11 protein-coding genes are annotated in these 11,046 nt (G+C 61.1%); 9 read left to right on the top strand and 2 right to left on the bottom strand.

Annotated features, from left to right (window positions below; translation table 11 throughout):
- Window positions 1-972: hypothetical protein (locus tag GSQ90_RS20170; protein ID WP_158816695.1), on the top strand; the 972-nt coding region annotated here is incomplete at its 5' end.
- A 125-nt stretch (window positions 973-1,097) separates the two neighbouring features.
- Here the strand turns inward: GSQ90_RS20170 and GSQ90_RS20165 are convergent.
- On the bottom strand, window positions 1,098-1,223 hold the full coding sequence (locus GSQ90_RS20165; RefSeq protein ID WP_246731682.1) for an invasion associated locus B family protein: 126 nt from the start codon (window positions 1,221-1,223) through the stop codon (window positions 1,098-1,100).
- 112 nt (window positions 1,224-1,335) lie between these two features.
- A complete protein-coding gene (locus GSQ90_RS20160) occupies window positions 1,336-2,562 on the bottom strand; it encodes a CaiB/BaiF CoA-transferase family protein (RefSeq protein WP_158816694.1) in 1,227 nt (408 codons plus the stop codon).
- An 811-nt stretch (window positions 2,563-3,373) separates the two neighbouring features.
- Between GSQ90_RS20160 and GSQ90_RS20155 the strand changes: the two genes are divergently transcribed.
- The 8 genes from GSQ90_RS20155 (at window position 3,374) to GSQ90_RS20120 (ending at window position 11,040) form a co-directional block, all read left to right on the top strand.
- Window positions 3,374-3,658 (top strand): hypothetical protein, encoded by a 285-nt coding sequence (locus tag GSQ90_RS20155; RefSeq protein ID WP_158816693.1) that lies wholly within the window; start codon window positions 3,374-3,376, stop codon window positions 3,656-3,658.
- 14 nt (window positions 3,659-3,672) lie between these two features.
- Window positions 3,673-4,878 (top strand): MaoC family dehydratase N-terminal domain-containing protein, encoded by a 1,206-nt coding sequence (locus GSQ90_RS20150; RefSeq protein WP_158816692.1) that lies wholly within the window; start codon window positions 3,673-3,675, stop codon window positions 4,876-4,878.
- An 11-nt stretch (window positions 4,879-4,889) separates the two neighbouring features.
- Window positions 4,890-6,116, top strand: coding sequence for a CoA transferase (locus GSQ90_RS20145; protein ID WP_158816691.1), 1,227 nt, complete (start codon window positions 4,890-4,892; stop codon window positions 6,114-6,116).
- Entirely contained in the window at window positions 6,110-7,303 is a 1,194-nt protein-coding gene (locus GSQ90_RS20140) for a CaiB/BaiF CoA-transferase family protein (RefSeq protein ID WP_246731681.1), read from the top strand. Before GSQ90_RS20145 ends, GSQ90_RS20140 begins: the two co-directional genes overlap by 7 nt.
- Window positions 7,304-7,323: 20 nt before the next feature.
- Window positions 7,324-8,208 (top strand): acyl-CoA dehydrogenase, encoded by an 885-nt coding sequence (locus tag GSQ90_RS20135; RefSeq protein WP_158816690.1) that lies wholly within the window; start codon window positions 7,324-7,326, stop codon window positions 8,206-8,208.
- A 136-nt stretch (window positions 8,209-8,344) separates the two neighbouring features.
- Window positions 8,345-9,178, top strand: a complete 834-nt coding sequence (locus GSQ90_RS20130) for an ABC transporter ATP-binding protein (RefSeq protein ID WP_158816707.1) — start codon at window positions 8,345-8,347, stop codon at window positions 9,176-9,178.
- Complete coding sequence (locus tag GSQ90_RS20125) at window positions 9,175-9,969, top strand: ABC transporter permease (protein WP_158816689.1); 795 nt, start codon at window positions 9,175-9,177, stop codon at window positions 9,967-9,969. Before GSQ90_RS20130 ends, GSQ90_RS20125 begins: the two co-directional genes overlap by 4 nt.
- Window positions 9,970-10,011: 42 nt before the next feature.
- A complete protein-coding gene (locus tag GSQ90_RS20120) occupies window positions 10,012-11,040 on the top strand; it encodes an ABC transporter substrate-binding protein (RefSeq protein WP_158816688.1) in 1,029 nt (342 codons plus the stop codon).
- Window positions 11,041-11,046 lie beyond the last annotated feature (6 nt).

The raw sequence follows: 11,046 nt of genomic DNA, 5'->3' as shown, positions 1-11,046 counted from the left end.
ACGTTGGGAACGGCGACGAGCGGCGGCACGCAGAATCTGGTGTCGCAAGGCGATCTCGTGTTCACGCAACTGACCACGACCGGTCTCCCCGGCGATCCCGGCAATGTCGATCTTACCTCGACCAACGGCGCGATTCGGGGCGGCGCGATCGACGCCAACGGCGGGGTCGACGTCAATGCATTCGGCGCCATCGCGATCGGGGCGATTTCCGCGCGCAATGGCGCGAATTTCAGCTCCCAAACATCGTTGACGCTGCCGAGCCTGACGATCGGTTCGGGATCGGTTTTCGCCTCGCCTATCGTCGATATCGGCCTCATAACCCCGAATCCGAGCGTCACGGGACCTTTCGAACTCAGCGTGACCGGTTATCACGGCGTGGTGGGCGCCGATGCGAGTCTGACGATCGAGGGGGCGCCAAGCGTCATCATGGACGAATTGCGCGAGGCAAACGCGCAAATCGGCACGGATGCAACCTCGTTTGCAATCAACAGCGGCTACATCACCGATATCATGACGCTCACGACGTCGTATGAACGGCTCTACATGAACGACCAGCTTTCTCGACCTATCAATGGTCCCGATGTGCAGCTCTTTGCTCCGAACTTTGCGTTCTTCCTCGCCCAAGACGCTTACCTGACCACGACCAGCACGTTCGTGGTGCAATATGACGGCGTCGCCGAAATCGTCGATGAATTGTCGACGGGCACGATATTGGGCGCGAGCTTTGTTCGCGATTTCGACCGGCAGGGTCGCATTGGCGACATTGACCCGACCACTTCGATCGACGAGCTGGGACTGCCAGAGTCCTGGAGCTTGGCCTACTCGCATGCGCCAGTCGGGGGCGGGGGGTTCGTCTACACCATCTCCGGGCAGGTGGCGGTCAATATGGGCGATGGGGACGAGTTGTGGCAACTGACGAGCGATGCCGACGGCTTGCATGTGGTTGTCAAACGAAGGAAGCAGAAGCACTAAGAACCTTCTGCATTTGCACATACGCATAACCCGCGTCTTTGAGATAGTTTTCGGGTCCATTGGGCTATGATCGAAGTCAGCGTGTTGATTCCTGTCGAGTTGGATTGCGGACGTCCGCGCGCTACTCAGCTTCCGAGATCGAGGACGCGCTTCAGAGCGGCAGGGAAGCCATTGAGCGAGATAGAAAACGTCACTGCTTGGCCATTGCTCAGATTGAGGCGAGCTACGGAGAGCGTCGTTCCCTTCTTCATGACGTGGCGATCGTGGAGAAGCTGACGGGCAGCAGCACCCCTCGGAGACGCAGGTCGAAAAGCGCAGGCCCCGACCAAGGTCCTTGTCGTCGAGATCGGCAGCAGGCCGACGCTAGGAGGTCCCGACGCGAGATGGCGCCCAGAGGAGCGGCGCTCCCGGGCTCGGCACAACCGCCTTTCCGGATGCTAGAAGCGCATCGCATTCAGCATTACTATAAGCAAGGGAGCTCAAAATCTCGCGCGTATGTTCGCCGAGCAACGGCGGTGGATATTCCGTTTCGCCAGAGCATTCCGCTTGAAACGGAAGTTCAGGAATATCGAACGCCATGTCCTGGAAAAGGACGCGGGACACTTTTCCTTGGTGACGGGCCTGTGGCGCGTCCAGCACCCGTTCCATGGGAAGAACCTCGGTGAAGCCGAACCGAGCAGCCGCCAAATGGGCGGCTATTTCTTCGAATGGGCGCTGCTTCACGACATTCCTGACTAGCGCTTCGACTTGTGGCCTCTGCTTCCTGCGTTGCCTAAGCGTTGCGAGGCCTGGATCGACCTGCAAAGCAAGCGCCGACCAGAAATCGCTCCAATGCCTGTCCGTCAGCATGACGAGATAAATCCAGCGTCCGTCCGCCGTCTCGTAGGCGCCGTATCCGGGCATGCTGAACTCTCCGGACGGCTCCTGATCCGACTTTCCGGTCAAATGCGTTTTGAGCTGAACGCCAGCGAAATCCCGGGCTGCGACATGAAGGCCCGTCTCATAAAGTCCTACCTCGATCTTTCGATTTAGGGGGGCGACCGAAGGATTCTGAAGCGCGGCAAGAATGCCGATCACGGCATAGCAGCCAGCAAATTGGTCATGATAGGAAGGACCAAGACGGCTGGGGCGCCCATCGACACGATTGGAATACATCACGCCTGTCGCCGCTTCGGCGATCGGGTTGGACGCTAGTTCGTCAGCTTGCGGCCCCTCATTATAGCCCCGAATGTGGCAAAAGACGACGGCCGGATTATACCGGACGCATTCCTCATAGGTTACGCCGAGGCGCCGCGCGGCGCCGGGCGCCAGATTATGAAGAACAATATCAATGCTGGGCAGAAGGCGTTGGAGGACCTCTCGGCCCTGCGATGACGCTAGATCAACGCAAAGGCTCTTCTTTCCGCGGCTATAGGCGATATAGGTGCCGCTCGGTCCGCCACGGACGAGGCTGCGGGTCGGATCGCCGGCTGGCGATTCTAATTTGATCACTTCCGCTCCAAGCTGGGCGAGGATGTGGGCGCCAAAAGGGGCTGCCAACATGGTCCCGATTTCTAGAATGGTCTTCCCGGCGAGGATGTCCCGATTCATGCTGGCTCCATCTATGGCGAGGAAAAGAGGATGGCATCTATGGCGAGGAAAAGAGGATGGCCCGAACGCAAAATCCCGAGGCCGCGAATGTCGTAAGAACGGCAGTTACAATAATAGTGCATAATGCACAATATAAATCAGCATCGTTGCTGGCGGCATTCGTCCAAACGGGGCGATCAAAAGGCGGCCGCGGCCGGATGGGCCGATTCGAATGGTCCAATGCTGACACGCGCCAACAAGGGTTGGCCGTCAATTCAATCCCTTCGCCAGTCTTCATCGTCTGCTACGCCAACGGTAGATTCTCGCCCTGACGATCATAGCGTCGTGGCTAGACGCGGCGACGTCGACGCAATCTTCTTGGCGCGCCAACAAGGCCGGTTTCTGCGACTTATCCGCGCGCAACGGGCATTTCTGAACCGGTTGAGAAAGGCGCGAACCGCGCATTCGGCTCCGACCGCCGAAAGCCCGTCGGATCGGCTCGGCAGACATGTCCGTCTGAATTGTTCTTTCAGACCAGCCTGCCAATGCACCCATACCGGGCAAGCAAGCCCGAATGAGCCGCAACCAGACGCCTCCGCGGGCAATCGGCGCGACGAATATCTCTCAGTGCCTTGACACCGCAAATCGACAATGCATTATGCATCCATGTTGCTAACGAAACCCGGGAGGATGCCTCTTCGCCAGATGCGCGTGTCGTTGCGTCGTGAACTTGACACTGCGGGCTGCCAGAAAGTCAGGGCTCAAGCATCCAGTCTCCCGTTGCCGCCGAGGTTGAACTGGACACTGGCGGGCGATGCGATGCGGATTTCGCTTGCGCGATAAACACATCGGCCTTGGGCGAGTGACAGGACTGTCGCTGACATACTCCTGCGCGGTCAGGGGCCGGTCCCTGCTGCTTGGTGCGCCCTACACCCACTGGCGGATGGACACGCCAGAAGCGGCGATGATCGGGTCCAGCGAGAACATGGTTGGTCAACGTGGAGGCGATCGGGACCGCCTGCGTCGCGACCAACCCGCCGCCTTCGACGACCTGGCTAACGTCGTGACGAAAGTTTTGGCGCGCGCCGTAGCCAACCCATTGAAATTCAAAGAGTGAAACTGGAGACAAGTATGACAGCAGTATTGGAAAGCGACGTCGGACACGCGCCGGCCGAAGGCAAGATCACCGACGCGGCCATCGCGGAGGCCAGAGAGATGATCGGTCTACAGCTTCGCCCCGAAGGCCCATACCTGCAGGACGCAAGCGCCGACGCCATCCGCAATTTTTGCAATGGTATCGGCGATCTCAACCCGCTCTTTCGCGACGCAGAGCACGGGCGCCTGAGCCGCCAGGGCTCTGTGGTCGCCCATCCGATGTTTCCTATGGCGTTCGGTTGGATCGGTCGGACACGTTGGGGGCTGCCTGGCGTGCACGGTTTCTACGCTGGCAACGATTGGGAGCTGTTCCGCCACATTCGTCCCGGTGACCGCATTACGGCGATCGAGCGGGTCGTGGGCGTCGAGCCGAAAGAGAGCAAATTTTCCGGTCGACTGGTGCTCCAATATGTGGAGGCGAGCTATGCCAACCAGCGCGGCGAACTGGTGGCGCGGGCGCTCGGCACCTGCACGCGCCACGAACGCAAGGCCTCGCGCGATACCGGGAAGTACAAGGATATTCACTCCTATGAATACACGCCAGAAGAGTTCGCGGCGCTTGACGAGGCGATCCTGAAAGAGGACCGCAACATCCGCGGCAATGCGGTGCGCTACTGGGAGGATGTGAAGGAAGGGGAGGTTCTGCCTTCCATCGTGCGCGGCCCGCTCTCGCTCATGGACACCATGGGCTTTCTCGTCGGCTGTGGACGTGGTCATACGCACGGCATCGTGTTCAAGGAAGCGGTGAAGCATCCGGGCCATTTCTTTCGCAATCCGGAGGCGGGTGGCGGCATCGAATACACCGGTATCGGCCACCACCGAGAGTCCGTCGCCAAGGAGGTCGGCGTTCCGGGCACTTACGACTACGGCCCGCAACGCTCATCCTGGATGTGCAGCCTCGTCACGAACTGGATGGGCGACGCAGCGTTCCTCAAGCGCGTGCGCACCGAAATGCGGCGCTTCAACACCATGGGCGATTCCACCTGGTGCAAGGGGCGAGTGTCCCGGAAATACGAGAAGGATGGCTTTGCGCTGGTCGATCTTGAAATTTGGGGAGAGAACCAGCGCGGAGAGATTACGACGCCCGGTCTCGCCACCGTGGTCTTGCCGTCTCGAGACGCGAACAAGCGCGTCTTCTTTGATGGGTCGCAACTCGATCTCGATCTTCCTACCGTCCGCTGACGGAGCCAGTGATGACCGCGAGTGCTGATGAAGGGCCTCTGGCGGGCCTCCAGGTTGTCGAAATGTCGAGGGGCGTTGGGGCGGCCTATGCGGGCCGCCTTCTCGCCACCCTTGGCGCCGAAACCGTGCTCGTTGAACCGCCGACGGGCAATCCGCTGCGCCGCGATCCTCCCTTCCTGCCTGGAAGCGAAAGCACCAGCGCGCTCTTCTGCTATTTAGCCGCTGGCAAAAAGAGCGTGATCTGTGACCTTGCAACGCAGGTGGGCCGGGACGATCTCGACCGGCTTCTGGGTGCTTCAGACGTGTTCGTCTGTGATCTATCCCTTGACGATCGAACGGCTTTGGGACTTGACGCTGACGCTGTGCGCGAACGGCATCCGACGATCGTATACGTTTCCTTGCTTCCTTTCGGCGCGGTCGGCCCAAAGGCCAGATGGGACGGCGAAGAGATCAATCTGATCCATGCCGCCGGCGAAGGTTTCCTGCTCCCTAACGGCTTGTCGGCCGAGATGTTTCCCGATCGGCCGCCATTGAAGATCCACGGTCATTTCGCCGAGATGCAGAGCGGCGTGGTCGCGGCGATGGGCGCTCTCGCCGCTCTTCTGTCGGACGGCAACCGCGGAAGCCATGATGGCAAACAACGTCGAGGTGAGGCCGTCGATATTTCGACCCAGGATTCGATGCTGGCCTTGGGGGCATTCGCCGTGCAGAGGTTCGGCGATGGCTCGCTCGAGCATCGTCTCACACGGTCCTTCAAATACGGCGGCGTTCTCGATTGCGCCGACGGTTATGTGGAGCTGCTGACGCTCGAGGACCGGCAGTGGACCGGCCTCGTGGAACTGATGGATCATCCGCCCTGGACTGCCGATCCGGCTTTACTCGACCCGCTGGAGCGAAGCCGACGCGGCAGGGAGATCAACATTGCGATCCGCGCCTGGGCGAAGATGCAGCGGACGTCCGATCTCGTGGCGCGCGCCCAGCGTCTCGGAGTGCCCATGGCGAAATATGGCAGCCCCGCGGAGGTGCTCGCCGGCGCGCAGGCGCAGGCTCGGGATCTGTTCCAGACCGTGGACGCACCTGGCTTCGGCCCTTGCTCCACGCTCGTCGCTCCGTTCCATCTGTCGGGCGCAGCCCTGACCTTGCGTGGCGGCGCCCCGAATCTCGGAGAGCACCAGAGCCTCGTCGCCGCTCGCGGATCGCGGCAGCGGCCCTCGATAGGGATTGCGCAAGCATGGTGAAACCGCTCACAGGAATTAGAATCGCGGACTTCACGGTGCATGCAGCCGGCCCTTTCTGCACCCACATGCTCTCCCAGCTTGGCGCGGAGTGCATCAAGATAGAGAGCAGCCTTCGCCCAGACATCTTCCGCAAGCCTCACGCAGTCTATGGCCGCATGGGACCAGCGAGCTTCGATCAGGTTGCCTCCAACAAACTATCGGTTCGCATCAATTTGAAGGACGCCAAGGGCGTAGATCTGGCGAAGCGTCTGGTCGAGGTCAGCGACGTCGCCTCCGAGAGCTTTCGACCAGGCGTCATGGATCGGTTGGGCTTGGGTTACGAGACGTTGTCGGCGATCAAACCGAGCCTGGTGATGGTGTCTGTGTCTTCCTCCGGCCAATTTGGACCCGACGCCCATTTCGCGGGATATGCGCCATTGTTCGGCGCGTGGGGAGCCCTCGGATACCTGACCGGATATGCAGACGGGCCTCCGGTGGAGATGCGCCATGTGATGGACCACAGCGTGGGGATGAATGCGGCCATGGCGACCCTTGCCGCTGTCTATCGCCAGCGCCGGACCGGGGCAGGTTGTCACGTGGACGTCGGCGCACGAGAAGTCGCCGCCTCCCTGGCCGGGGAGGCGCTGCTCCTCGCGGCGGCCGGAGGCGCGCCCTTCCGCATGGGAAACGAGCACCCGCGCATGGCGCCGCACGGCGTCTACCGTACCCGCGATCTGGACCGCTGGCTCACCATAGCTGTCAGTTCGGACGCCGTATGGACCAGACTCGTCGAACTCATCAAGCGGCCCGATTTGCAGCGCGACGAGCGCTTCAGCACCGAGGCTTTGCGACACGCGAACCGCGCCGCGCTGGACATTGAAATGGAGCGCTGGACCGGCGCCCAAGAAGCTGGAGCGGCGGCCGATGCGCTACAGAAAGTCGGAGTCGCCGCGCACGTTTCGTTCACCATTCGCGATATCGTCAATGACGATCACCTGAGAGAGCGCGGCATGGTTATTGATGTCGACGACATGGCCGGCGATAGCCGGGCCGCGCTTTCGGTCCCGGTGCGCTTCTCCAGATCTGCGACCGGGCTCGATCGCGGTACGCCGCTGCTGGGCGAGGACGAAGAATACGTATTCGGCGAGCTCCTTGGCATCGGCTGCGCCGAGCGAGCCGCGCTGGTCGAGGCGTGTGTGATCTACTAGCGCAACTGCAGAGCAAAGCGATGAACGAAATTGCAACCGGCGCCACGGCCGAAACTTCCACGAGGGATTGGCGCGAATGGGTCGGGCGGGAGGAAATGGTCTGCGATCTGATCTCGCCGGAGCGTGTCGCCGCACTCGCGGCGACGCTGGACCTCGATGACACGCCCGGCCGCGGCGACGCGCTTCCGCCGGGTTGGCACTGGATTTTCTTTAACCCGTTCATGCCCCGCCGCGCGCTCGGGCCGGACGGGCATCCCAAGCGTGGCGGCTTTCTTCCGCCTGTGACTCTGCCGCGCCGCATGTGGGCCGGTGGACGGCTCGCTTGCGCCGGCAGTCTCATCGTTGGAGCTGAGGCGGTGCGCAAGAGCACCATCAGCAGGGTCGAAACAAAGTCCGGCCGCGCTGGGCAACTGGTCTTCGTGACCGTCACGCATCATTTCTTCTGCGACGGCAAGGAATGCGTCACGGAAGAACAGGATATCGTCTATCGCGGTTCTGCGGCGCCTGGCGGGCTCCCGCCGACCCCGACGCATGCTCCCGACGGAGCCCAATGGACCGAGCGTGTCGAGCCCGACACTACGCTGCTGTTTCGCTATTCGGCCCTCACGTTCAACGGGCATCGGATCCATTACGACCAGCACTATGCCCAGCGTGAGGAGCACTATCCCGATCTCGTCGTGCATGGCCCGTTGACAGCAACCCTGCTGCTGAACTTCGCCACGAGGCTTCGCCGGAAAGCGCGCCTCGAGCAATTCGAGTTCCGCGGCGTCAGTCCGCTCTTCGTGAGTTCGGCGTTCACGCTGGAGGCGAAAATCTCCGAGAACGACTTGGAGGCGCTTGACCTTTGGGCGCGAGGTCCTTCGGGCGAACTGGCGATGCGCGCGTCTGCGCGCTTTTCGCTATGAAGCCGACGAGACAGGAAGCGATAAGACCGAATCGCGCGCCTTTCCTGCCGAAAGGCGGCGCGCCAATGTTCGGGCCTTTATTTCAAAAAAAGAGGCGGCATGCGCCCGCGGCCTCGCGCGGGGAGGGCTGAGCCCAATGGCGGTCGCACAATACGCAACCAAAGCGATCTTGGAATCGGCTCAGCAAAGCAACCCTGCGGATATAGAATTCCGCAATGTCGGGAGGATCTTCAAGTCTCGCAACGGAACGGTCGAAGTTCTGCGGGATTTTAATTTGACAGTCCGTAAGGGTGAGTTTCTCGCGATCGTAGGGCCGAGTGGCAGCGGCAAGTCCACCGTACTCAATCTGCTCGCAGGGTTGGACATACCCTCGACTGGGGCCGTCTCCTGCCACAGCAAGGCAGTGACCGGGGTCAATTCCGAGATCGGCTATCTCACGCAGCACGACAGCTTGCTGCCATGGCTTACCGTTGAGCAGAATATTGCGGTTCCGCTCGAAATCAGGAACGTCGCCAAGCCTGAGCGCAGCCGCCGCGTACGCGAGATGATCGCCAACGTCGGCCTCAGCGGCTTCGAACAATACCATCCGAGCCGGCTCTCTGGAGGAATGCGCAAGCGCGCCATGTTGGCGCGCACATTGATTTATGATCCGCCGACGCTCCTTATGGACGAACCCTTCGGTCCGCTCGACGCGCAGCTTAAGCTGGTGCTCCAGGCGGAGTTGTTGCGGCTGTGGAACGCCACTGGCAAGACCGTGGTGTTCGTAACGCACGACATCGTCGAAGCGATCACCCTGGCCGACCGGGTCATCGTGCTCTCCCAGCGTCCGTCGCGCATCAAGCTTGATGAGAAAATTTCCATTCCCCGGCCGAGGGAGGTGCATGACGTACGATTCGCGCCAGGCTTTGAGGATCATTACCGGCGCCTGTGGGGCGCGATCGAATTCGATAGCGCGGGGCAAAGACAATGACCATTCGCGAGACTTTACAACGCGAGTCGTCCGTTTCCGGTAAGCACAGCTTCGATTTTGTCTGGCTCTACCGCGCATTGTTCCTTTTGATTCTCCTTGGCGTGTGGCAGGCGGCGTCGGGACCGCTGCTCGATCCCTTCTGGTTCAGCAGCCCCTCAGCCATCGGCGCAACGCTGGCGAAATGGACGTGGACCGGTGTGCTTCAACACCACCTGTTCGTAACCTTCAAGGAAACCATTACCGGCTTCGTCTTTGGCGCGACCTTTGGGGTGCTGCTCGCCTTCGCAGTTGGGTCCAGCGACATCCTGCGCAGGACAATCGATCCCTTTATTACCGCTATCTACGGGGTCCCGAAAGTTGCGCTCGCGCCGCTTTTCATCATGTGGTTCGGCATTGGCCTCGCCCCCAAGATCGTCCTTGCGGGGGTGAGCGTCTTCTTCCTCGTGTTCTTCAGCACCCTCAGCGGCATAGCCCAAGTGGACCAGAGGATGGTTCACGCCCTGCGCACCATGGGCGCCGACCGTCTCACCGTCCAGCGGCGCGTGGTCTTCCCAGCCGCGCTGCCATGGGTTTTCACCGGATTAAAGCTTGGCTTGCCCTACGGCTTCGTGGGCGCCGTAGCGGCCGAAATGATGGCCTCCAATGCGGGTATCGGTTTCCTCACACAGAATGCCGCCGGCCAGCTCGACACGGCAGGGGTCTTTGCAGCTCTATTCGCTCTGATGATTGTGACCGCGTTGCTCAACGAGGGTCTCGGGGCCCACGAACGATGGCTCTTTCGCTGGCGATAGCCGCACAGCAAAAAACGCAGGATATATCAGGGGAGAGAAACAATGATCAATCGGCGCAAAGCATTAAGTCGGATATGGCGGATCGGCGCCGGAGCCGCGCTCGCTCCCGCTTTCCCCGGATGGGCGCCGGCTGCCGGTCTCTCGCCTTTGACCATCGGCATCGGCGGCTACACCTTCGCCTACCTTCCCCTTCTGGTGGCGAAGGCAGCCAATTTCCTGGAAGACGAAAGCCTCGACGTATCGTTCGTGAATACCGGCGGTGGCGCCAATGCCCTTGCTGCGACACTGGGTGGTAGCGTCGACGTCTGCGGCCTCGTCATGAGCGACATCATACTCGCCGCCGCCAAGGGCCAGAAGATCCAGGCCTTCGCGCCCTTGATGTCGCAATATGCCAGCGATGCGGTGATCAGCGTTCAGGCGGCGAAAAAGGTCGGCATGACGCCGGGCATGCCGCTTAAGGAGCGTATGGCGCGCATGAAAGGCCTCGTTCTCGCGATTTCCGGCCGTGGCAGCGGCACGGACAAGCTCTGGCGCCATCTGCTGTCGCTCGGCGGTCTGGACGCCGACAAGGACGTGACCCTCACGGTTGTCAAGCTGGACCAAATGTATCCTGCATTGAAGTCCGGCCAGATCGATGGCTTCAACACCACGGCCCCTGCTAACAACAGGGCGGTGGAGGACGGAATCGCGGTCTGGGCGGCACGGCCGTCTCAGGGCGAAGTGCCGGACCTTGAAAACTTCCTCTACACGATACTGGGCGCCAAGCCAGACTATCTCGCGGGCCACGCCGACATCGCCGCCAAGATCGTGCGTGGGCTAACCAAGGGCGCCGACCTCATCCACACGGATCCCAAAAAAGCAGGGACCTTGCTTCACGACCAATTCTTCCCACAGACTGAAGCGGCGCTTATCCAGAATGCGGTGTCGGACCAGCGCGCGACGGTTTCGCTTCCGCCCACGCTGACCGAGCGGCAATTCGATCAGAACAAGGATTTGATGCTTCAGTTTGGCGATGCGGTGAATCAGGTCACCTACGCAGACGTAGTCGATGCACGCTGGATGAAGTCCTGAGGGAGG

It is taken from the genome of Methylocapsa sp. S129 (genome assembly GCF_009765995.1).
Lineage (GTDB): Bacteria > Pseudomonadota > Alphaproteobacteria > Rhizobiales > Beijerinckiaceae > Roseiarcus.
This window is presented reverse-complemented; position numbering and strand designations above follow the sequence as displayed.

Bases quoted from the DNA above. Each gene is read 5' to 3' on its own strand.
- GSQ90_RS20165 (WP_246731682.1), bottom strand. From the start codon at position 1,223: ATGAAGAAGGGAACGACGCTCTCCGTAGCTCGCCTCAATCTGAGCAAT.
- GSQ90_RS20140 (WP_246731681.1), top strand. From the start codon at position 6,110: ATGGTGAAACCGCTCACAGGAATTAGAATCGCGGACTTCACGGTGCAT.
- GSQ90_RS20160 (WP_158816694.1), bottom strand. From the start codon at position 2,562: ATGAATCGGGACATCCTCGCCGGGAAGACCATTCTAGAAATCGGGACC.
- GSQ90_RS20120 (WP_158816688.1), top strand. From the start codon at position 10,012: ATGATCAATCGGCGCAAAGCATTAAGTCGGATATGGCGGATCGGCGCC.
- GSQ90_RS20150 (WP_158816692.1), top strand. From the start codon at position 3,673: ATGACAGCAGTATTGGAAAGCGACGTCGGACACGCGCCGGCCGAAGGC.
- GSQ90_RS20125 (WP_158816689.1), top strand. From the start codon at position 9,175: ATGACCATTCGCGAGACTTTACAACGCGAGTCGTCCGTTTCCGGTAAG.
- GSQ90_RS20145 (WP_158816691.1), top strand. From the start codon at position 4,890: ATGACCGCGAGTGCTGATGAAGGGCCTCTGGCGGGCCTCCAGGTTGTC.
- GSQ90_RS20130 (WP_158816707.1), top strand. From the start codon at position 8,345: ATGGCGGTCGCACAATACGCAACCAAAGCGATCTTGGAATCGGCTCAG.
- GSQ90_RS20135 (WP_158816690.1), top strand. From the start codon at position 7,324: ATGAACGAAATTGCAACCGGCGCCACGGCCGAAACTTCCACGAGGGAT.